Genomic DNA, 21,848 nt, shown 5'->3' on the forward strand with positions numbered 1-21,848 from the left:
CCCCGCCCTGAGCGGGGTTCTTACTTTTTGGAGTACCTCATGGCTGAGATTGCCATTTTCCAAGACGACGCTTTCGGCGTTGCAGCCCTGACCGCTGCTATCAACGAGCAGGAGTACGTACCAGGGCGCCTTGCGGCTCTTGGCCTGTTCCAGGAGGAGGGTGTCGCCACCCTTACCGTGCAGATCGAGAAAGACGGTGACACGCTCGCTCTGGTGCCGGCAGGGGAGCGCGGCACCTCTGGCCTGGTGGTGGGTGCTAGCAAGCGCACGCTGATCCCGTTTAATACCGTTCACCTGCCGCAGCGTTTTGCGATCAAGGCGGACGAGATACAGGGTATTCGCGCGTTCGGCACGCTGACGGAGCTGCAGGCCGTACAGGATGTGGTCAACAAGCGTCTGGCCAAGGCGAAACGCCAACTGGATGCCACTCACGAGTTTCATCGGATGGGAGCCATCAACGGCAAGGTGCTCGACGCAGATGGCTCTTCAGTGCTGCTGGACATCTACAAAGTTTTCGGGGTGTCGCAGCAGAAGCAGTCGATGGGGCTGAATGACCCGAACGCCAACATTCAGGTGCAGTGCGTGGACGCCCTGGACATGCAAGAAGATGCTCTCGGCAACGTGACCACCACCGGCGCCCGCGCTTTCTGCGGCAAGACCTTCTGGAAGAAACTCATCGCCCACTCATCGGTTGTCGATACCTACAAGGGTAGCCAGCAGGCCGCAGCGCTTCGTGGCGATGGGCGTGAAACGTTCGAGTTCGGTGGCATCAGCTGGGAGCGTTACCGGGGCAAGGTCGCGGGTGTTCCATTCGTCCCTGACGATGAAGCGCGCCTGGTGCCCGAGGGGGTTTCTGAACTGTTCCTGTCGGTCTATGCGCCGGCAGACTACATGGAAACCGTCAACACCGAAGGCCTGCCGTATTACAGCAAGCTGGAGGAGATGCCCTTTGGTAAGGGTGTTGCGGGTGAAGCTCAGTCCAACCCGTTGCACATCTGCACGCGTCCCCGTGCAGTCATCCGCCTGACCGCTTGATCATGGCCTTCCGCGACCTGATCGATCATCTGGACGAGGTGGTGTTCGATGTCCTCGGCGATCTTGCGCATATCGAGGGTCGCGAGGTTCTCGGGATGTTCTCGGCACCGTGGCTGCAGCCCAAGCTCGGCCAGATTAATACCGGCCTGCGTGAGCCGCACCTGGTTATCCGCGTTGGTGACACCGCGGGTGTCGATACGCGGCAGAGCGTGGTGGTCGATCTGCCGCCTGAGGACGGTGGTGGCAACTACATCATCACGCGCATAGAGCCTGGCGGCGACGGCCTGGTAACGCTCGTTCTGAGGAAAACACCATGAGTGTCGGGAGCTATCACAAGGTGTCAGCCAGCTCGGGGTTGTTGACCCTGCAGATGAGCCCGCAAGACGTCAAAGGCTTTGAAGACTTTGCCAAGCTGGTGCCCAAGGCTATAGCTGCAGCTCAACGACGAGCGATTAACAAGACGCTTCGCTGGCTTCGCGGGCAGGTTGCGCGTGAGGTGGGGCGGCAAGAGCGAATCGCCATTGCTGCGGTGAGGCAGCGGCTCAAGGCTTTCCCGATGGGAAGCAATGGGCAAGGCAAGCTGTGGTTCGGTATCCGCCCAATCGAAGCCAGTCGTGCTGGTCGTCCTCGGCAAACCCGGACCGGTGTATCGGTGGCTGGGCGTCGTTACCAGGGGGCGTTCTTTCGGCAGGTTTACGGGGGCAAGCCCGATATTTGGATTCGCACAGCCAGCAAGCACTTTGATGTTGCCGACTATCCAGGTAGCGACGTCTCCGGTGGAGGTGGGCGGCGGTCCGGTTGGGTTTCGGAGAACGACAGCCGTTTCCCGCTTGCTAAGGCAAAGATCTCGCTGGATGACGTTCGACCTCACTTCGAAGCCTGGACTAATCGGGCTCACGAACGGTTGAAGGTGGTCCTTGAGCAAGAGCTGAACTTTGAGTTGCAGAAGTATTTGCGGAGAACAGGCAATGGTTGATGACCCAATACCTCTCGCTGGGATCTACGCGGCGATTGAACAGCACATAAGTGAAGCCATCCCGGGCCTCGCCTATGTTGGCACCATGCCGGACGGGATCGAGGTCGTGCCGATGCCAGCGGTAGTGCTGGAGTTGGCTGGCCTTGAGAGTGCGGACAAAGATCCTGGTACGGGTGAAACAGCCGTCGATGCTCGTTTCGAAGCGCGTGTGATCGTTGGGGCAGAGGTGCCCAACTGCTTGCATGTGGTCGCTTTTGCTGCGGCACAGCTGGCGGTCTTGCTACGAATGCAGTCCTGGGGCTTGGCGGTTGAGTTTGCTCAGTTCGTAAGGGCAGAGCGGGACTGGAGCCGGCCCGAGCTGGATAGTTACGCGGTCTGGGTGGTTGAGTGGACCCAAGTGATCTACCTCGGAGAGGAAGAGTGGCCGTGGCCCCGAGAGCCCGGCCCGCTGGTGGTTGCTTTCGATCCTGACGCTGGTCAGGGCAACGAGCATCACTACCAATCACCTGAGGCCCTGGAGTGAGTTACGCGAGCGCCGAGCACGACCGCATGTTGGCGGGCGTGATGATCAAGGGCTATGTCGTGGCGGTCGACCTGGATGCTGGCAAGCTGCGCATGTCGGACGGTACCGGCTGGAGCAGTGCCTGGGTGCGTTGGCACTCGTTGGCTGCCGGCAAGGCGCGACACTGGCGAGCACCGAGCCTGGGAGAGCAGGGTGCGTTGATCAGTCCTAGCGGCGACCCCGCTCAGGGTACTTTCATTCCCGGCCTGTACGGCAATGCCGGCGAGCGCCCGGACAACCGCGACCATGTCGAGGTGTGGCGTTTCGATGATGGCGGCTCCCTGGTCTACGACTGGGCGGCCAATAGCTACACCATCAAGCTGCCCACCGGCACGGTCAACATCGAGGTCGGCAGCAGCAAGGCGGTGGTAGCCGAAGACGCGATCACCGCCAAGTCGACCGCGATCAGCGCCGAGGCCGAGAGCATCACGGCTAAGGCCGCCTTGATCACCCTGCAGGGTTCCGTGCAGATCGACGGACCGTTACGCGTAACGGGCGACATTCTCGGCCTCGGGAAAATCATCGACACCGGCGGCAACACAGCCAACCACAAACACTGACAGCCCGCTCTCGCGGGCTTTGTTCTTTCTGGAGCATCACTTTATGGCAGTCAAGAAAACCGCTGCGGATGACGCGGTAACGGATGCGGGCGAATCCGCAGTTGTACCTGCTGCGGACGGCGGTGCCGCTGTTGTGGAAGTCGCGCCGCTTGGCGTGACCTTTGGCGACAACGCGTACACCTCGCGCTCGCTGTTCCTGCAGGCGGGCGACGACATGCGCGAGTTCAAGGTGCTGACCGGCCGGGTGACCGTCCAGGGCGACGACGCCGAGGCGCTGGCGTTCCTGGGTGGCCACGCCGACCTGCAGCGCCTGGACGGCTAACCATGATTGGCGTGGACCGGCGAACCGGCCAGCCACTTTCGGGCCTCGATCATCTGAAACAGTCGATTGAGGACATTCTGACCACCCCCTTGGGTAGCCGGCGCATGCGACCGGAGTACGGCAGCAACCTGCGCCGCTTTGTTGACCTGCCGGTTAATGAGGGCTGGAAAAGCGCGGTGCAGGCCGAGGTGGCCCGCGCCTTGGGCCGCTGGGAGCCGCGTGTGCAGCTGGAGCGCGTCAGGGTGGTTTCCGTGCTTGATGGCCAGATAGGTCTGGAGCTGACAGGCCAGTACCTGGGCAACTCGGCCGTCGTGGAGGTGAGTGCATGATTGACCTGTCTTTACTGCCCCCGCCCGATGTGGTGGAAACCCTGGACTTTGAAACGCTGTATCAGGAGGTGGTAGGCATCTTCCGCAGCCACACGGGCGACCAGTGGACGGCGCTGTTGGAGTCCGACCCGGTCGTCAAGTTGATGGAGACCATGGCCTACCGCGAGCTGCTGATGCGGGCGCGGGTCAATTCGGCGGCCAAGGCCAGCTTGTTGGCTTATGCCAAGGGTGCCGACCTGGACAACCGCGCCGCCGACTACGGTGTGCAGCGGCTGACCATCCGCGCGGCTGATCCTGATGCGGTGCCACCGGTGGCGGCTGTGATGGAAGACGACGAGGCGCTGCGCTACCGCACGCGGCTGTCGCTTGAGGCGCTGTCCGTTGCTGGCAGTCGTGGCGCATATGAGTACCACGGCCTGACCGCCTCGGCCGAGTTGGCCAACGTGTCGGTCGATTCGCCCCGGTTTTCCGGGGTGGCGCTCGACGCCGCGGTTAAAGCGCTACTGCCGACCGGGGCCATTGTGGTGGTCTGTGACTATGACGCCGGACTGGATAAGCCACTGCCCGGCGACGTGTCGCTGGCCATTCTGCCAAGGCTGGAGAGCACTTCGCCGCCGGCCCAGCTGGTGGCCACGGTACAGGCGGCGCTGTCGGCCGAGAGTGTGCGGCCGGTCACCGACCGACCGCGTGTGCAAACGGGCGCGCCGACCGACTTCAAGGTGCAGGCCGTCCTGCACGTCGAGGCCGGGCCAGATCCGGAGGTGGTGAAAGCGACAGCCCGCAAAGGCCTGGATGCGGTCATTGCCGGCGCGCGAAGCCTGGAGGGGCAGCTGCCGCTGTCAGCGATCTATGCGGCGTTACACGTAACGGGAATTAGCCAGGTTGACCTGGTGCATCCGGCTGCAGGTATCGCGTGTGACAAGCGGCATTACCCCAACTGCACGTCAATCGCGTTGACCACGGAGGTGACGATGTGAGCCTGCTGCCGCATAACGCCACGCTGCTGGAGCGTTCGCTGGAGGCTGCCAGTGAGCAGGGCATTGACCCGGACATCATCCGGGGCATTGCCGACTCGACGCGCTGCCCGCCGGACTTCCTGCCCTGGCTTGGTTGGGCCTGGACGGTAGAAGGCTGGGAAGCAGCCAACACCAATGCCCAGCGCCGCGAGCTGGTGCACGAGGCGATCCCGGTCCACAAGACCAAAGGCACCGTCGGCGCGATCCGGCGGGTACTGAAGGCGGTTCGGGTCAACGCGGATTACAAACCCTGGCACCAGATACCAAACGCGGCTCCGTACACGTTTCAGCTCACCGCCTGGGCGAACGAGAACCGTGAGGGAGAGGGCTCGATCATCTCGCCGCAGTTGGGGGAGCGCCTGCGCGCCTTGGTCGACGCGGCAAAGAACGAGCGCAGCCACTACGAGTTTCGCCTTGGCGCGCGCTTTGACGGCTGCCTGCTATTTGCCAATGCCAGCCGAGGGCGCGGTCTGCAGCGCCTGACTGTGAATGCCCAGGCGGTGCAGGTCGACGTGGCAGTGCAGGGTCTGCAGTTCGCCAATGCCACCCGGTCGTTCGGGGTATCTCGGCGCTCTGTCGAGGCCCTGGGCGTTCCGATCAACGCTGAATCGGGCTTTGTGGTCGCCAGTGCGACCCGTGCCCTAGTCGTCGTGCGCTGCACGATGGAGGCTGTTCTATGAGTACCCCGTTACAACCTGTGATCACCAAGGCGGGGCTGGCGGCGATCTTGCGGGCCGATAACACCGGCATCGCGGCGCAGATCACCCATATTGCCCTGGGCACCTCGGGCTACACGCCGACGGCCGACCAGAAAAGCCTGGTTGCGCAAACGGCAAAGTATCCAATTGCCGGTGGCGAGCGCCTGAGCAGCACCTTGCTACACCTGACCGCCCTGGCCGATGGCGACCGCGCTTTTTGGGTGCGGGAAATCGGCTTTCTGCTGAGCGACGGCACCCTGTTGGCGGTGTGGTCCGATTCATCCACCCCACTGGCCTACAAGTCGGCGGATACCGACTTGCTGCTGGCCTACGACCTGTCGCTGGCGGCGCTGCCAGCGGACAGCGTGACGATCATCAGCAACGAGGCCGGGCTTAGCCTGAGCCTGGCCGGGCCGCTGGCCGCGCAAGCGCAGGCATTGATTGCCGAGCAACTGCGCGGCCTGGAGCGGCAAGACCAGCTCGACCAGCAGGGCCAGTGGCAGCGCGTGGCGGGGGAGCAGCTTTCCCGCTTGCTGCTGCGCATGTCGGAGGTTGAAGCGCGGCAGGACGCCGACCGCAATGGCCTTGCCAGTGCGGCGGTAAGCAGTGCTTCGGCACTCATCGCGGATCAGCTGGGCGGCCTGCAGCGGCAGGATCAGCTCGATGAACTGGCGATTAGTTCGCGCCGATCCGGCGCGGTGCTCGACGACCATTCGCAGCGCTTACTGGCTGCCGAGCGGCGCCAAGTTGCTGACCGTGAGGGGCAACTGGTCACTGCAATCTGTAATGCGGCGGCGATCATCGCACTGCAAACCCTAGTAACTCAAAACACCTTTGGAGCATAAGACGTATGAGTCTCGAAACTGATGTAGGCAACCTGGTCACGCAAACCACCAAGCTGATCGACTATTTTGGCGGAAAAAAAGCCGCAATCGACGCGTCGGTCGCGGCTGCGATTGCAGCCATTCCGGAGGGCCGGAAAATCTTCTACGTCAACCAGCTGACCGGCGATGACACCGCTGATGGGCAGGCTGCGCGGCCTTTGAAGACCATCGATAAAGCAATCGCTAACACCCCATTTGGCGGGCTATGTATCGTTCGGTTGCAAACCGATTACCGGATGACGTTGAACATCAGCGTCGATAACCGCGTCCTTTCGATTTTCAGTGATACCACGGGGGTTAAGCGGAAACTTACTCCTGTGTATTACGTGTCCTCTGACGGTGTGTCGAATTACCTTTCTGGCATTGTTCAATCGAACGGTGCACAGGTGTTGCTGAGTGATGTCACAGTTGACCTCCCGAGTCCCGCCGGGCTAGTTCCGGCGCCGAGCGGTTTCGTGAATGCTTTCTTCAAAAGCACTTCCAACGGGGGGGCTGTGATCCTGGCGGTGAAAGTATCGGCTTGCGAATTCACGTCTGCCGCAGACAGCACGGCATTCATCGTCGGCGCGCCAAATAGTGCTGTTGTGCTTGAAGTGCTTGGGACATCGTTCCCCGCTTCGTTCGGCGGACGTTACATCAGCGGTATTGCCGCTGGAACATCGCCCAAAGATATCTCCAATATCATGACCAACCTGACCGTTCTCTAAGGGGCGTATATGCAAACTCAAAACTTAAACATCGAATTTGGCGGCCGCACTTACGCCGGATTCAGCTTCGACAGCCTGCCCCTGGATGCCGCCCTTTTGGCTGCGGCCCTGCAGGTCGATCAGGCGGCCGATCAGGCGCGTAGTGCAGTCCTAGGCGATCCGCTGCGTGCCGTGGAGTATCGGATGACGGCGGATGAAGCCGAGAGCTTCGCGGCGGCAGGTTATGCCGGCGAGGTGCCGGCGACTGTACAAGCCTGGATGGATGCGGCCGGCCTCGATGCGCAGGCCGCGACCGAGAGCATTTTGCATGAGTCGCGCGCCTGGAAAGGTGCTATCTACGCCATCCGCGCGGAGCGCTTGAAAGGCAAGCAGGACGTACTCAAGGCCACCAGTCACGAGCAGGCCGAGGCCTTGGCAGATGTGGCGATTTCAGCCATCAAGTCGAGCATTCAGGGCGTCGGCAACGCGACCTGATCTGATCGTCACCCCGTAAACCTCAAGGGCCGCTAAGCGGCTTTTTTTGTGCCTGGAGGGCACGCATGAACCGAACCCAATTTGAGCACGTCCTGGCGGCGCTGCTGATCATGGTCGCCCTGTGGGGCGTTCTGGCCTGGCTGGGCGTCCCCGCTGGCCACTGGGCCGGCGCCGCTGCCGGCATATTCTTCTTCGCTGGCCGCGAGTACACCCAAGGCGAGCGCAACCTGGCGCACGTCGAGTCGGTGCACCTGGCCAACCTGCGCTGGTACGACGGCCTGCGCATCTGGCGATGGACCGTAGACGGTCGCCTCGACTTTTTCTGTCCGCTGGTGGCCTGCCTGACCGTGGCGCTGCTGGTCCAGGTGCTGCATATCCCGCAGCACTGACAGTTTCCTCTTCCCACCCGCTCGGGCCGCGCATGACGCGGCCCAGTGCTTTCTGGAGTCTCAAATGGCTGGATTCTTTCACGGCGTCACCGTAACAAACGTCGACAGCGGCGCGCGCAACGTCTCGCTGCCGTCGTCCTCGATCATTGGCTTGGTCGACACCTTCACCGAAGGCGCCGGCGCCACGGCCAAGGCCGGCGACCTTGTACTGATCACCAACGAGCGCGAGGCGGTCGCCGCCTTCGGCGCTGCCTCGGCCATCACCAAGGCCTGCCAGGCCATCTATGCCCGCTCCAAGGCAGTGATTGTCGCCACCGGCGTGGCCAAGGTGGTCGACCCGGCGGCGCAGACTTCCGGGATCATTGGCGGCGTGCAGGCCAGCGGCAAGCGTACTGGCCTGCAGGCGCTGCTCGATGGTAAGAGTCGTTTCAATGCGCAGCCGCGATTGATCGTTGCGCCGAAGCACAGTGCAACCCAGGCGGTGGCTACGGCCATGGATTCGATTGCTGGCAAGCTGCGCGCCATCGGCATCATCGACGGCCCCGGTACCACTGACGAAGCGGCCACCACCTACGCCAAGCTGTTCGGCTCCAAGCGCCTGTACATGGTCGATCCAGGTGTGCAGTTCTGGGATACCACTTCCGGCGCGTCTGGTGCGACGGTAGACGCGCCGGCCTCGGCCTGGGCGGCGGGCATGTTTGCCTACACCGACAGCGAATACGGCTTCTGGTCGTCGCCTTCGAACAAGGAGTTTGTCGGCATCACCGGCACCACCCGCGCAATCGAGTACCTGGACGGCGACGAGACGTGCCGGGCCAACCTGCTCAACAACGCCAATATCGCGACCATCATTCGCGACGACGGCTTCCGACTGTGGGGCAACCGCACCCTGTCGAGCGATTCGAAATGGGCGTTCGTCACCCGCGTGCGGACCATGGACATGGTCATGGACGCGATCCTGTACGGCCACAAGTGGGCGGTGGACCGGGGCATTACCTCGACCTACATCCGCGATGTGACCGAGGGCCTGCAAGCCTTCATGCGCGACCTGAAAGCCCAGGGCGCAATCATCAACTTCGAGGTCTACGCCGACCCGGTGCTCAACTCGGCGAGCCAGCTGGAGCAGGGCAAGGTGTATTGGAACATCCGCTTCACCGACGTTCCGCCGGCGGAAAACCCGAACTTCCGCATCGAAGTCACCAACCAGTGGTTGACCGAAGTCCTCGACCAAGTCGCGTAAGGAGCGCATCACATGGCAATGATTCCCGAAATTCTGGCCAACATGAACCTGTTTGTGGATGGGGTCAGCTTCCAGGGCGACGTGCCCAGCCTGACCTTGCCCAAACTCACGCTCAAGATGGAAGAGCACCGCCCGGGTGGCATGGACATGCCGATCGAGATGGACGTGGGCATGGAGAAGATGGAGTCCAACTTCACCACCACTGGCGTGCGTAAAGAGTCGCTCAAGTTCTTCGGCCTGGCCGACGGCAATGCCTTCAACGGCACTTTCCGTGGCTCGTTCAAGGGCCAGAAGGGGGAAACCAAGGCGGTCATCGTCACCCAGCGCGGCACCCTGAAAGAGCTGGATATGGGCGATTGGAAGCCGGGCGACAAGGCCGAGCTTAAGCATGCTGTGGCCCTGACCTATTACAAGTTGGAACTCGGCGGCGAGGTCATCTACGAGATCGACCCGGCCGGCATGAAGCGCGTCATCAATGGCGTCGACCAGCTGGCCGGCCAGCGTCGGGACCTCGGCCTGTAATCCCTCCCCACCCTTTCATATCTCTTTCCGAATCAAGGACCCCAAACCATGGCCAAGCCACTGCCAAAGTTCATCAAGCTCGAAGCCGACCGCGTCACCGTAACTCTGACCAGCCCGGCCGAGCTCAACGGTGTCCAGCAGAACACCATTTCCCTGCGGGCGCCGACTGTCCGCGATATCCGCAACTCGACCCAAACCTCGGACGGTGACGACGAGCAGCGCGAGCTGAACTTGTTTGCCTCCCTGGCCGATGTTCACGTCAAAGACCTGGAGGGCCTCACCTACAAGGACTACAACCGCCTGGCGACCGGTTACAACTTTTTGGTGCGAGACGACGAGCTTTAATCCGGCCACGCAGAAGCAAGCTGCCAAGCGACTTGCGGCTGAGTTGAATTTCTCCGCCGCAGAGATCCTCACCATGTCCTACGCGGACATGGTCTGGTGGCTTACGGATTGAGCTTGCAAAGGGGGCACCGATGGCAAGCAGGCTAGCGTTATCGCTGGTGATCGGGGGGGCTGTCGCCTCATCGGTAGGCGCAGCGTTCAAGACGGTCGAGAACGGCATCCAGAAACTGGAGGCCAAAGGCGACAGGGCCAAGGTGCTGAAGAGCACCATTGGCGAAACCATCAAGCTGCGCGAAGAGTGGAAGCGTGCGCACGACAGCGGCGCGGCAGGTGCAGACAAGCTGCTCCGCAAGCTGGACAGCAATCTGGATGCCTTGCGCAAGCAGGGCGTCGAGGTTGGTCGCCTAAGCCGCGAGTATCAGCGGCTGGGGCGTGAGGCGAAGAGCGCCGATCTGCAACTCAAGGGTCACCAGCAGCTGCAGGCGGGCAAGGCCTCGCTGAAGTCGAACATTGGCCAGGCTGTGGTTGCCACGGGAATGGCCGCAGTGCCGACTATGATCAGCGCGAACTATCAAGCGGTCATCCGTGACATTGCGATCAAGGCCGACATCGTCAACAAGCCGGAGGAGCGGCAGCTTACCCGGACGGTGATCGACACAGCGAAAGACACAGGGATGTCACGCAATGATGTGGCTGACCTGGTCAACCAGTTGGTCGGCGCCGGCATGGAGCTGGACAAGGCGCTGTCCTATGCGCCGGTCGCGGCCAAGTTCGCGATTGGCCAGGGATCTTCGGGTGTCGACACTGCGTCGATGATCCAGGCGCTGCAGCAAAACGCCAAAATCAACGACCCGAAGGTCATGCAGCAGGCGTTGGAGGCTATTGCCTACCAAGGCCAGGCGGGCAGCTTCGAAGCCAGCGACATGGCCAAGTGGTTCCCGCAACTGCTGGCCGGCATGGAGAAAAACGGGATCACCGGGCTAGACGCGGTGACCTCGCTCGGCTCGATGCTGCAAGTCCAGATGAAGACCGCCGGCAGCTCGGACGAAGCGGCGAACAACTTCAAGAACTGGATGGAGAAAATCGGCGCCGGCGACGTGGTCAAGGCTTACAAGGACGCGGGCATTGATTACCAGTCCTCGCTGAACACCGGCCTGCAGAAGGGCATGAACGTTATCGAGGCGTCCATGGCCCTGGCCATGAAGTACGTTGAGGCGACCGACCCCGCGAAGGCTAAGAAGATCGAGGCGGCCAAGGCTAAGATCGACAAGGAAGTCGACCCCGGAAAAGCCAAGGCTGCACTTGACGCTCTGGAAAAGACCCTGCGTACCGGCGACATCTTCGCCGACATGCAGGTCAAGGCGGCGCTCACTGCTTATGGGCAGAACAGGGGGCTGTATGAGGAACTCAAGGCCGACTCGCAAAAGGCTTCGGGCATCCTCGACAAAAACCTGGCCGAGCGCCGTGAAACCTCGGCGCAGCAGTGGGCCGAGACGGTCCAGGCGGCTGACGACGCAATGCGCAGCATTGGCGACGCTATCCGTCCTGCAACTGATATGGCGGCGAAAGGCCTGACAGCGGTCGCCCGTGGCATCACCTCGCTGTCTGACAGCTTCCCGGCTGTCGTCGCGGGCATTACCGGCACCGTGGCGGCCATCCTCGCACTCAAGACTGCGTCCAGCGCGTTCAAGATCGGGCGTGGTGTGTTGAACCTCGCGCGAGGTCGAGGCCTGGAGAGGATGGCCGGCCGGGCAGGGCGTGGCGATCGTACGCCCATTGAGCTGCCTAAGACGGGCAGCAAAGTGGTCGATACCGGCCTTGGCCTGCTGGGTAAGGTGTTTGGAGCAACGCCGACGGATGCGGCGCCTGCGAACGACTCGCTAGCAGGCAGGGATGACACGCAGCGGGTGTTCGTGGTCAATACCGATGCATTCAGCGGGATCGGCAGTAGCGTCACAAACAGCGCGCCTGCAGCACCTGCCCGGGGGAGTCGTAGAAGCCGGCGTCGGGCTCGCAGACGAGAGGCTAGGCAAGCGCCCCCAGCCCGGCCCGGGATGAAGGTTGAGGCGCCCAAGTCGCCACTGGTGAAGCCGGCTATTCCAGCTGCTGCGCCGAAGGTGGTGACCGGGGTAGAAGAGTTAGGCAGGGTTGCTCGCTCGGTGCGTGGCGTTACGCGTCTTGCCAAGCGACTGCCTGGTGGGAATGTGGTGGACGCCGGTGCCGCTGCGATCGATGTCGCAATGAATGCCAGTTCTCAAGATGAGAAGGCAGAGGGGTACGGTGGTGCAGCTGGCAGTCTTGCAGGAACACTCGCAGGCGCGGCTGCTGGAGCGGCCATCGGCTCGGTGGTGCCGGTCATAGGTACTGCAATCGGCGGCGCAGTAGGCGCTGTACTCGGTAGTATGGGTGGCGAGTCGCTTGGCGGGTGGTTGGGCAAGCGCTGGTTCGGCGACGAACAGCCCGAGCCCAGGGGCAAGGAGAAATCGGAAAGTCCACCGGCGCCTGGGGAGGCGGTGCGCGTAACCCTGGCACCGGCGCAGAAGGACAACCCAAACCCCAAGGTTGGTACCTCGGCCCCGTTACCAGCAGTGCCGAAGGCTGCTCTCGTAGCGCCGGTACCGGCACTAGGTGACACGGTGCGCAACGTGCCAGCCTCGGTGCCAGCCAAGCCTGAGGTATCCTATGAATCGCTAGGCCCGGCGTCTAAAGATCCGTACCTGGTGCCCGCGCTGACGGCCAACAAAGTCCGTTTCCCAGGTGCGCCTCTGGTGCGGCCACCGGCGCAGCCCGAACCTCAACCTGAGGTCGAGCCGAACGAGCAGGAACCGCCGGCGAAGCTGGGTAATACGTTGCGCGCACTGACCGTTTCGGCTCCGGCACAAACTGAGACAGTTACCGAGCCTGAACCGAGGCGGGCGCTGCAGGAACTGCCGAGGTTGGGCGACACGGTAAAAGCCGTGGCCACTCCGACCCCGGTTGAGCCTGAAGTGTCGTATGACCCGCTCGACCCGACGTCCAGGGATCCGTATCTGGTACCGGCATTGACGGCAAACAAGGTGCGCTTCCCAGGTGCGCCGCTGGTGCGGCCGGCGGCGCAACCTGACCCTGTGCCTGAACCTGTGCTGCAGGAAGCACCGAAGTTGGGAAGCTCAGTGCAATCCGTGGCTACACCTGCGCCGACCGAACCTGCGGTGTCGTATGACCCGCGTGACCCCGAGTCCAAGGACCCGTACCTGCTGCCGGCGTTGACGGCCAACAAGGTGCGCTTCCCGGGTGCAGGCCTGGTGCCACCGCAAGCTCAATCGCAACCGGCAACGCCGCCGGTGAAGCTGGGCGAAACGGTGCGCGAGGTGCCGGCTAAATCGGCACCGGTGCCTGTGATGATCGACAGCCGCGAGCGTAGGCCCGCCGCTGATGGTATGTCCCCGGCAGCTGCCCCCCAGTTGGCAACCTTGCCGGTCGGTTTCGGTGATGTGGTGCGTGACATGGTGGCCAAGTCGGCACCAGTGCCACCTCGGATGCCCGAAGTGCCTCAACCAGCCAAAGCGGCTGCGCCTGGGGCGGTATCGGCGCCGAAGGTGGATCAGGCGTTTTCGTTCTCGCCAAACATCAAGATTGATGTGCAGGGCGATGTGAAAGACCCGTCGCAGGTTGTCCGTGAAATCGAGTCGCCGCTGCGTCAGCTGTTTGAGGCATGGCAGCGCGAAGCATCAGCGCGCATGACTTCGGCTCAACTGTTCGATCAACCGCATGTTTAAGGAGGGCCTATGGCCTACATGGAGCAGCTGGAGTCCTCCCTGTCCGGGCTGGTTTCAGCGGGTGAGGCCGGTCGCAAGGGGGTGGACGGCATGCTGTCCCCACTCAATAGCGCGGTCGGCAGCATCACGGGTGCCGCGTCGGAGCTGGAAAACATTTCATTCGTGGGGCCTGAGGCGGGCGCCAAGCTTGGCCGGATCGTGCGCAGTATCAACGTGGCGCAGTCTCAGGTGGGGCAAGTGGCGTCGATGTATAGTCGAGCAGTGACCGGCGCCGCTCAGGTGCAGGAGCGGCTCGGCACGTTCAAGCAGATGGCAGCGAAAGTCACTGCTCAGGCTGGCCGGGTGGCGGGGTTGGTTAGCCCGTCGCTTTCCAACGTGCTGCCGACCGGCAGTCTGTTGGGGGCGGCCACTCCGCTACCTGAAGCGGTCGCGCCTTACCCGCACCTGCTGATCATCCAGCCACACGATCCGAAAAAGCAGCCGTATTACTTCAACCTGAGCACGGCCGCCTTTGACGAGCTGCGTCGTCAGACGTCGTTCCGTTGGGCTGGTCAAGAGCGTTTGCGTCGAAGCGTGGCCCAGCAGGCAGTGGGGTTGGGGGAGGAAAAGATCACGCTCAAGGGTGCGATCTTCCCGCACCACAAAGGCGGCATCAAGCAACTGAGCGTGCTGCGTAGCATCGGTCGCAACCTACAGGCACTGAAGCTGGTTACGGGTTACGGCGAGGTGCTGGGCGATTGGTGCCTGGTCAGTATCGAAGAGGAGCAAAGCCACCTGCTGGCAGGTGGTATCCCCCGTAAACAGGGCTTCAACCTGGAGTTTGTGAGCTATGGCAACGATCTGCAGAACGTCTGACGGGGATCTGCTCGATGTAATCTGTCAGCATCATTATGGAAATCTCAATGGCACGGTCGAGGTAGTGCTCGATGCCAACCCGGATTTAGCTAGGGAGGCACAGCCGTACCGCGCCGGCCTGTTGATATTGCTGCCCGATCTGTCGGCGCCGGCCGTTGAGCTGCTGCAGTTGTTCGACTGACCCGGTGTTACTTAAGCGAAGCCCCGCCCAGTGCGGGGTTTCTTGTATCTGGAGTTTGCATGAAACCAACGTATCGAATCATCGCGGACCGCAAGGACATCACCGCGCTGATCAATGACCGCCTTCTGCTGCTGCGGATCTCGGACAAGCCTGGCATGGAGTCGGACGAATTTGAGCTGCGTATTGACGACCGCGACCAGGCAGTGGCGCTGCCAGCGCGGGGAGGGGTGGTGGAGGTCATGCTGGGTTACGAGGGCCAGCCACTCAAACGCATGGGCGCCTACACCGTGGACGAGGTTCAGTTATCCGGTCCGCCTGATGAGCTGACCATTCGCGGCAAGGCCAGCGACATGCGTGGCAGCGGTAAGACCATCCGTAGCGGCAGTTGGGAGAATGTGCCGCTGTCCGAGATCGTCGCTGAAATTGCCAAGCGCAACGGCTGGGAGGTGGTTTGCCCGGTCACGACGAAGGTCGAGCGGATCGATCAGCGCAACGAATCGGATTTCAACTTTGTCACGCGCCTGGCTCGGCAGTACGACAGCACCGCCAAGGTCGCCCAGGGCAAGTTGCTGGTGATGCCCCGGCAGGGCGGGAAAAGCACTTCGGGCAAGTCACTGCAGGTCATCAGTGTCAACAAGACGGAATTGTCCCGCTATCAGTTCCGGCTAAGTGACCGCAGTACGCAGAAGGCAGTGAAAACCCAGCACCAGGACCAGAAGACCGGCGCTTTGAAGGTGGTCCAGCTGGACAACGAAGAATCGCCAGACGGCCTGCCCCCAGTTCACACCGACCGCCATATCTACCCCAACGAGACTGCAGCCAGGCAGGCCGCCAAGGCGCGGCTGGCCGCGTTCAACCGCAGCACAGCCGGTGTGCGCCTGGAGATGGCGGGCCGGCACGACCTGTTCGCTGAGTGCTCAGTGAATGCCCAGGGTTTCAAGGTCGGGCTCGATGGCGAGTACCTGGTGGAAAGCGTGGAGCAAGTGTTCACGGCCAGCGGGTGGACCACGACCGTGGAGTGCAACGGCGGTAAGAAGGGCAAGGCCAAGGCCTCTGGCAAGAAAAAGAAAGACGACAAGCCGCTCAAGATTGAGCAGCTCTAACCCCAATGGCCTCATACGGCCATCACTGGAGAGTCCAATGGCTATCTCAGTTCAACAGTTGCAACAGATCCTCCCCAACGCCGGCCGCAAAGCCGGCGTTTTCGTTCCCGGCCTCAACGCAACAATGGGCAAGTACTCGATCGTCACCCCTCGACGTATGGCTGCGTTCCTTGCGCAAGTCGGCCATGAATCGGGCCAACTGCTGTATGTGCGAGAGCTCGGTAACGATGCCTACCTCGCCAAGTACGATACCGGACGGCTGGCGGAGCGCCTCGGCAACACCCCGGCGGCTGATGGCGATGGCCAGCGGTACCGTGGCCGTGGACTTATCCAGATCACCGGCCGCGACAACTACGAGGCCTGCAGCGAAGCGCTGTTCGGTGACAGCCGCTTGCTCAATACCCCCGACCTGCTCGAGCAGCCCGTCTACGCCTCACTGTCGGCCGGCTGGTACTGGCAGCGAGCGGGGCTTAACACCCTGGCTGACAAGGTGCTGCAGGCCGATGACTCGGTGTTCGAGCTGATCACGCGCCGTATCAATGGCGGCCTGAATGGGTTGAAGGATCGCCAGGCGCTCTACAAACGCGCGCTTGAGGTGTTGCAGTAATGCCGCTGAACTGGCGTATCGCGCTTCTGGCTGTTGCGGTCGGGCTCTATGCCGGCGGGCGAGGGGCCTGGGTGTGGCAGGCCAGCGAGTACGGAAAGCAGTTGGCTGAACAGGCTGCAGGTTATGCCCAGCAACTGGCGGACAGTGATCGGGCTCACGGTCGAGAACGTGAGGAGGCTGCAGCTGCGGCCCTGAAGCAGTTTGCGGAGCAGAACAGCCAGCGACAAGCCCTGGAAGATCGCCTGCAGGAGCAGGGCAAAACACATTGGAAGGAAATGAACGATGCACAACAGATTCAAGATCGCCTGCGTGACAGGCTGGCTACTGCTGACTTGCGGCTGTCAGTCCTTGTCGACTCCGGAGCCTTTGCCGCCACGGGTGGTGACGGTGGGATGCGAGAAGCCGCCTGCACCGGAGGCGTGGTTCATGGCGCCGTACGCGCCCGACTTGACCCAGCGCATGCTCAACGAACTATCGGCATCACCGACACCGGTGATCGAGGACTGATCGCACTGCAGGCCTGCCAGGCCTACGTCCGCGAAGTCACCAAATGAAAAGAGGCGAGCCGGGTAGATGCGTCAACATCCAGCCCGGCCCGCCGAACCCGCAGACCCTTCCTGCAAGTCCAGCCGTAGCCTCTGCCTTGTGCACAAAGCGCGGCGAGCCTAACACCTGTTTATCCATACAGTAAAGACTTGCATACCTATGACCTCTCCTATTATTCCCTGGATGGGTGGCAAACGCCGCCTGGCCGACCGCTTGATCCCTCTCTTTCCCCCTCATGAGTGCTACGTCGAAGTCTTCGCCGGTGGTGCCGCGTTGTTTTTCATGCGCCCCCAGCCCGCTTCGGTGGAGGTGCTGAACGATCTCAACGGTGACCTGGTCACCCTCTATCGCGTTGTGCAGAACCACTTGGAAGAGTTCGTGCGCCAGTTCAAATGGGCGCTGAGCTCCCGGCAGATTTTCGAGTGGCAGAAGATGACCCGCCCTGAAACTCTGACTGATATCCAGCGCGCTGCCAGGTTCTTCTATCTGCAGCAACATGCGTTCGGTGGCAAGGTCACGGGGCAAACATTCGGTACCGCTACCACTGGTCCGGCCATCAACCTCCTGCGTATTGAGGAGAATCTATCCGCTGCGTGGCAGCGTCTCGCCGGTACCTACGTCGAAAACCTATCCTGGCTCGCCTGCGCTGAGCGGTATGATCGGGCACACACCTTCTTCTACATGGACCCGCCCTACTGGCAGACCGCCGGCTACGGCGTAGATTTCCGGTACGAGGAGTACGAGCGCATGGCTGACTTCATGCGGCGCTGCAAGGGCAGGGTGATGGTAAGCATCAACGACCATCCAGACATCCGACGGGCATTTGAGGGTTTCCATTTCGAGTGCCTAGATATCCGATACAGCAACACGAACCAGCGTCAGAGCAAGGCGGAGATAACAGGGGAGCTGGTGATCATGAACTGGCAGCCGGCGTCATTAGGTAGCCTGTTCTGAGGATGTCCAGGTCCAGTGCTTTGACGTGGCTGTAGGTGCCTTGAGAAGTCGTCGGGCGTTGGCTTGCTAGGCTCGGTTCTCACAGAAACGGTTGAGTTACTGGCTTGAATTTTATGGTGGCATAGTGACATCCTGTCCGCGTCCGTCTAGCATTCATCGCCTTAGCAGGACCTTCGCCCGCGTTCATCTCCAGATTGGTATATCATTCCTGTTTTTAGCTCCAATGAATGCTTGGGTTGTGGTGGGAAGTAGACAGTTTCGATTGGTAGGTCAGTCGATGGGTGCTTGCCGCTTACAAATGTATTTCCAAGTAAGATAAATAATGTAACTGCGGGACTATGTGGCCTTGTTGAACTTGAATGAAGATACCGTTGCCAGTCGGCTTGAAAAGCCAAAAAGTCTGCATGAGGTCGCTAGCGATAAGTACTCTCCATTTGTGGAAATGATGCAAGGGCTGTTAGTTGCCGGTACTAATAGTGGTCCCCATATTGAAAGGCGTTCAATAGTGAACGTTGTTGATATGAATGTTACATGTGCCGCGGAAGAGCTAATACCCCATAGTATTCGGGCTAGCCAAGGGATATTTTTCACGGGTGATCAAATTGCTGAGAAGATAGCTCTGTCTCTGTCCGGTGATATAAATGCGGGCGCCTCCTTTTTTGATCCATCTTGTGGTGCAGGAAATTTACTGCTAGCCGTTGCTAAGCGCTTCCCCACAAAAAAATGCTTGAAAGATACTGTCGAATTTTGGGGGGGGCGGTTTGGAGGGTGTGATTTAAATGAAAGCTTTATTCTGGCAGCAAAGCTTCGGTTAGTGGCTTTGGCGTGTCAGCGTCATGGCGTGCACGAAATATCTAAGTCTGAGCTTAATGCGTATCTTCAATTTTTTTCTTTCTTTCATGTTGGTGATTATCTTGGTACCGCCCTTGGCTCGGATTTTGATTGCATAGTGGCGAATCCGCCTTTCGGTCATATAGTGGCGTCTCAAGATATAAGTTGGAGTACTGGAAAGACTCAGCAAGCAGGTGTGTTTGTTGCTCAGGCGCTGCATGTTGGTAAGTCTGGGCAAAAAATTGCCGCAGTACTTCCGGATGTTCTTCGCTGCGGTACTCGTTACAATAAGTGGCGTAATTTAGTTGAGGCAGAATCTTCAATCACTGCACTAGATGTGTACGGGCGTTTTTCTAAGAGCGTGGATGTTGACGTGTTTTTGTTATCGGTCATCGTCGGGGCGCGGTCCATAGATAGTCATGCTGATATATGGCAATCTGTGGTTGGGAATGATTCCTCGGCTTTTGTCAAACTCAAGGATCTGTTTGAGGTACGAGTTGGTCCTGTAGTCCCGCACAGACTGAAAGATCAAGGCTTGCGAGTGCCGTATTTGACTACGCAAGAAGCTCCGCCATTCTCAACGGTGGCTGAACTGCCAGAAATAAATTTCTCGGGTACCCTCTACTCGCCACCATTTGTCGTCGTTAGAAGAACCTCGAGCCCAAGCGATAGAAATCGCTTGGTACCTTCGCTAGTCCAGGGCTGTGAACCCCTTGCTGTGGAAAATCATCTTCTGATTATTAGTCCGAGAAATCGGGATATTCGAAGCTGCTTAGTACTAATGGATGACTTAAAAGACCCGCGAATTAATGAATGGTTGAATGCAGTTAGTCGATGCCGACATTTAACTACTAAAGTCCTAGCGGATATAGACATCGTCAGGGAGCGCTATGAGTAGTGTGCATTTTAGATTTTCTCCAAATATTTTAGTTAGGCTTGGCGAAGAGCTGAACCAAGGTGCCGATCAAAGCATATTGGAGTTGATTAAGAACTCGTATGACGCGGATGCAACAACGTGCGTGGTCGAGCTAACAGATACTGGGCTGCCGGGTGGCAAAATCGTTGTAACTGACGATGGTAACGGCATGACTAGCTCTAATATCAAAGACTCTTGGCTGGTTTTAGGGAAGTCAAGTAAGAACAGTCATCAAACTACAGTTTTGGGTCGTACACCTTCTGGTAGTAAAGGGCTGGGGCGTCTCGCTGCTTTACGAATGGGGCGGAATGTAAATCTTGAGTCTACAGTTGGTGATAAAGGTGTTACGAGCGTATTGAAGGTCAATTGGGATGCTTTCGATATTGCGGATACAGTTGAAGACGTAGACCTTAAAATTGAAGAAATTAGATCCGGTAGGCCTGCAGGCACACGGACAGAGCTAACTGGGTTAAGATCAGCCATACGCAGTGAGGATCTTAAAAAGTTAGCCCGTATTGTATTGATGCTGACGGATCCTTTTGAGGACAAAGTTTCAGGCTTTAAGGTTGAACTAAAAGCACCGGAATTTGCTGAGGTGGAGAAGCTCCTTAGACTCAAATATTTCGAGTCTTCTGAATATCATCTTTCAGCCAGTGTCGATGAAAATGGGCGAGCTACAGCTGAGATTCTTGATTGGCAAGGGAAGGTGCTTCACAAGGGGGAGCATGACGATATTCGAAACAAAAAAAGTGCTCCACTATTCAAAGCGCCTAAATGCAAATTGGATTTTTGGGCCTTTCTACTGAAAAAAGAGAGCTTTGTTTCCGGTAAATCAGTAAATATCGGGGATGTAAAAGAATGGTTGCGTCATTTTGGTGGTGTTCACGTATATCAAGATGGCGTGCGAGTTTCGCCTTATGGTGGGGCAGGGGATGACTGGCTTGGAATAAATCTCATACGCACTCAAAATCCGGAGGAGCGTCCAAGTACAAATAACTCTATCGGTAGGATATCCCTGAGTAACAAAGGTCGATATGTTCTTACTCAAAAGACTGACCGTTCTGGTTATATTGCGGATGAATGCTTTTCTGAATTGAAAGATTTTGCGGTCGAGAGCCTTGAGTGGATGGCGAGATGGCGTCTCTATCATGCGGAAAGAAGGCGCCAGGCTGAGCGGAACAAGGTGCCCTCGGTCGCGGTGAAAGAAAAAGAAAAGGTCAGCGACTTAATTCAGGAAGTCCCTGCGCGTATGAGGGGAAGAATTAATGCTGCTTTCAATCAATATGCTAAAACTCGTGATCGAGAGGCTGATAATCTTAAAAAAGAAATTCAGCTTTATCGTACATTGAGTACCGCGGGCATTACAGCTGCAACATTCGCGCATGAATCCCATGGTAATCCATTGAAGGCCATAGAACTGGCAACAACCGCGATTGAGGTTCGCCTCAATGCTTATGCTCCAGAGGATAAGCGCGCTACAGTTATGGCTTTAATAAAGAAAATACGCAAGGCGCTGGATGCTTTGTCGACCCTGAGCTCTGCGACTTTGAGTCTCGTGCGCGTTAATAAGCGGAGAGTGGGTAGAGTAGACATAAACGCCGTCGCCAAGCAAATTGAGGTGATGATGCGCCCCTTCTATGAGGCGCGGGACACTGTGCTGAAGCTCGAGCTATGCCCGTCCAATCCTTATTTGAGATGCTCAGAGGCAGCTCTAGAGTCGATATTCACTAACTTGCTCAATAACGCGTTGAATGCATTTCGTAGAGGCGGCACCGACCAGCGGGTGATTGTGATCGAAACGCGAACGGATGGTGAGAATTGCATTATCTCTGTCTCTGATTCTGGGCCGGGGATAGTACAACAAAACATATCAGAAATATGGTTGCCAGGTATTTCATCTGATCCCGATGGGACAGGGCTTGGACTCACCATCGTGCGTGATACGGTTAAAGACCTCGGAGGAAGGATAGAGGCTGTACCTAATGGAGCGCTTGGTGGTGCGGAATTTGTAATTAATTTGCCGGTGGTGGGGCAGTAA

Annotated in this window: 25 protein-coding genes; all 25 read left to right on the forward strand. The window is 59.3% G+C overall.

What is annotated here, in order from left to right:
• Positions 1 to 39: 39 nt before the first annotated feature.
• The 25 genes from ACI2KG_RS10395 (at position 40) to ACI2KG_RS10515 (ending at position 21,848) form a co-directional block, all read left to right on the forward strand.
• Positions 40 to 1,035: a major capsid protein gene (locus ACI2KG_RS10395; protein ID WP_404661808.1), complete on the forward strand. Its 996-nt coding sequence runs from the start codon at positions 40 to 42 to the stop codon at positions 1,033 to 1,035.
• Between the two features lie 2 nt (positions 1,036 to 1,037).
• Entirely contained in the window at positions 1,038 to 1,352 is a 315-nt protein-coding gene (locus tag ACI2KG_RS10400; protein ID WP_404661809.1) for a hypothetical protein, read from the forward strand.
• Complete coding sequence (locus ACI2KG_RS10405; RefSeq protein ID WP_404661810.1) at positions 1,349 to 2,011, forward strand: hypothetical protein; 663 nt, start codon at positions 1,349 to 1,351, stop codon at positions 2,009 to 2,011. The genes ACI2KG_RS10400 and ACI2KG_RS10405 overlap by 4 nt, the downstream gene beginning before the upstream one ends.
• On the forward strand, positions 2,004 to 2,534 hold the full coding sequence (locus tag ACI2KG_RS10410; protein ID WP_404661811.1) for a hypothetical protein: 531 nt from the start codon (positions 2,004 to 2,006) through the stop codon (positions 2,532 to 2,534). The genes ACI2KG_RS10405 and ACI2KG_RS10410 overlap by 8 nt, the downstream gene beginning before the upstream one ends.
• The gene (locus tag ACI2KG_RS10415) at positions 2,531 to 3,133 is read left to right on the forward strand and encodes a phage baseplate assembly protein V (protein WP_404661812.1); all 603 of its coding nucleotides are present in this window, start codon (positions 2,531 to 2,533) and stop codon (positions 3,131 to 3,133) included. Before ACI2KG_RS10410 ends, ACI2KG_RS10415 begins: the two co-directional genes overlap by 4 nt.
• A gap of 43 nt (positions 3,134 to 3,176) precedes the next feature.
• Entirely contained in the window at positions 3,177 to 3,455 is a 279-nt protein-coding gene (locus ACI2KG_RS10420) for a hypothetical protein (protein WP_404661813.1), read from the forward strand.
• Positions 3,456 to 3,457: 2 nt separating this feature from the next.
• Positions 3,458 to 3,784 (forward strand): GPW/gp25 family protein, encoded by a 327-nt coding sequence (locus ACI2KG_RS10425; RefSeq protein ID WP_404661814.1) that lies wholly within the window; start codon positions 3,458 to 3,460, stop codon positions 3,782 to 3,784.
• A complete protein-coding gene (locus tag ACI2KG_RS10430) occupies positions 3,781 to 4,761 on the forward strand; it encodes a baseplate J/gp47 family protein (RefSeq protein WP_404661815.1) in 981 nt (326 codons plus the stop codon). The genes ACI2KG_RS10425 and ACI2KG_RS10430 overlap by 4 nt, the downstream gene beginning before the upstream one ends.
• Entirely contained in the window at positions 4,758 to 5,480 is a 723-nt protein-coding gene (locus ACI2KG_RS10435) for a phage tail protein I (RefSeq protein ID WP_404661816.1), read from the forward strand. Before ACI2KG_RS10430 ends, ACI2KG_RS10435 begins: the two co-directional genes overlap by 4 nt.
• Positions 5,477 to 6,343 (forward strand): phage tail protein, encoded by an 867-nt coding sequence (locus ACI2KG_RS10440; RefSeq protein WP_404661817.1) that lies wholly within the window; start codon positions 5,477 to 5,479, stop codon positions 6,341 to 6,343. The genes ACI2KG_RS10435 and ACI2KG_RS10440 overlap by 4 nt, the downstream gene beginning before the upstream one ends.
• A 5-nt stretch (positions 6,344 to 6,348) precedes the next feature.
• Complete coding sequence (locus ACI2KG_RS10445) at positions 6,349 to 7,089, forward strand: hypothetical protein (RefSeq protein WP_404661818.1); 741 nt, start codon at positions 6,349 to 6,351, stop codon at positions 7,087 to 7,089.
• A 9-nt stretch (positions 7,090 to 7,098) separates the two neighbouring features.
• Positions 7,099 to 7,563, forward strand: a complete 465-nt coding sequence (locus ACI2KG_RS10450; protein ID WP_404661819.1) for a hypothetical protein — start codon at positions 7,099 to 7,101, stop codon at positions 7,561 to 7,563.
• A gap of 65 nt (positions 7,564 to 7,628) precedes the next feature.
• Positions 7,629 to 7,952, forward strand: a complete 324-nt coding sequence (locus ACI2KG_RS10455; protein ID WP_404661820.1) for a hypothetical protein — start codon at positions 7,629 to 7,631, stop codon at positions 7,950 to 7,952.
• 64 nt (positions 7,953 to 8,016) lie between these two features.
• A complete protein-coding gene (locus ACI2KG_RS10460) occupies positions 8,017 to 9,192 on the forward strand; it encodes a phage tail sheath subtilisin-like domain-containing protein (RefSeq protein WP_404661821.1) in 1,176 nt (391 codons plus the stop codon).
• Between the two features lie 12 nt (positions 9,193 to 9,204).
• Positions 9,205 to 9,714, forward strand: a complete 510-nt coding sequence (locus ACI2KG_RS10465) for a phage major tail tube protein (RefSeq protein WP_404661822.1) — start codon at positions 9,205 to 9,207, stop codon at positions 9,712 to 9,714.
• A 48-nt stretch (positions 9,715 to 9,762) separates the two neighbouring features.
• Complete coding sequence (locus tag ACI2KG_RS10470) at positions 9,763 to 10,059, forward strand: phage tail assembly protein (protein WP_404661823.1); 297 nt, start codon at positions 9,763 to 9,765, stop codon at positions 10,057 to 10,059.
• A gap of 131 nt (positions 10,060 to 10,190) precedes the next feature.
• The gene (locus tag ACI2KG_RS10475) at positions 10,191 to 13,817 is read left to right on the forward strand and encodes a phage tail tape measure protein (RefSeq protein WP_404661824.1); all 3,627 of its coding nucleotides are present in this window, start codon (positions 10,191 to 10,193) and stop codon (positions 13,815 to 13,817) included.
• A gap of 9 nt (positions 13,818 to 13,826) precedes the next feature.
• The gene (locus ACI2KG_RS10480; protein ID WP_404661825.1) at positions 13,827 to 14,672 is read left to right on the forward strand and encodes a phage tail protein; all 846 of its coding nucleotides are present in this window, start codon (positions 13,827 to 13,829) and stop codon (positions 14,670 to 14,672) included.
• Positions 14,647 to 14,853, forward strand: a complete 207-nt coding sequence (locus ACI2KG_RS10485; RefSeq protein WP_404661826.1) for a tail protein X — start codon at positions 14,647 to 14,649, stop codon at positions 14,851 to 14,853. The genes ACI2KG_RS10480 and ACI2KG_RS10485 overlap by 26 nt, the downstream gene beginning before the upstream one ends.
• A 59-nt stretch (positions 14,854 to 14,912) precedes the next feature.
• Positions 14,913 to 15,956 carry a phage late control D family protein gene (locus ACI2KG_RS10490; protein ID WP_404661827.1) on the forward strand — a complete coding sequence of 348 codons (1,044 nt, stop codon included), beginning with the start codon at positions 14,913 to 14,915 and terminating at the stop codon, positions 15,954 to 15,956.
• A 37-nt stretch (positions 15,957 to 15,993) separates the two neighbouring features.
• Positions 15,994 to 16,563 (forward strand): glycoside hydrolase family 19 protein, encoded by a 570-nt coding sequence (locus tag ACI2KG_RS10495; RefSeq protein ID WP_404661828.1) that lies wholly within the window; start codon positions 15,994 to 15,996, stop codon positions 16,561 to 16,563.
• Positions 16,563 to 17,117 (forward strand): lysis protein, encoded by a 555-nt coding sequence (locus tag ACI2KG_RS10500; RefSeq protein ID WP_404661829.1) that lies wholly within the window; start codon positions 16,563 to 16,565, stop codon positions 17,115 to 17,117. The genes ACI2KG_RS10495 and ACI2KG_RS10500 overlap by 1 nt, the downstream gene beginning before the upstream one ends.
• 151 nt (positions 17,118 to 17,268) lie before the next feature.
• Positions 17,269 to 18,063, forward strand: coding sequence for a DNA adenine methylase (locus tag ACI2KG_RS10505; RefSeq protein ID WP_404661830.1), 795 nt, complete (start codon positions 17,269 to 17,271; stop codon positions 18,061 to 18,063).
• A 355-nt stretch (positions 18,064 to 18,418) separates the two neighbouring features.
• Complete coding sequence (locus tag ACI2KG_RS10510) at positions 18,419 to 19,792, forward strand: N-6 DNA methylase (RefSeq protein WP_404661831.1); 1,374 nt, start codon at positions 18,419 to 18,421, stop codon at positions 19,790 to 19,792.
• Positions 19,785 to 21,848, forward strand: coding sequence for an ATP-binding protein (locus ACI2KG_RS10515; protein WP_404661832.1), 2,064 nt, complete (start codon positions 19,785 to 19,787; stop codon positions 21,846 to 21,848). Before ACI2KG_RS10510 ends, ACI2KG_RS10515 begins: the two co-directional genes overlap by 8 nt.

The sequence above is a fragment of the Pseudomonas sp. NPDC089407 genome, assembly GCF_044900445.1.
GTDB lineage: Bacteria > Pseudomonadota > Gammaproteobacteria > Pseudomonadales > Pseudomonadaceae > Aquipseudomonas.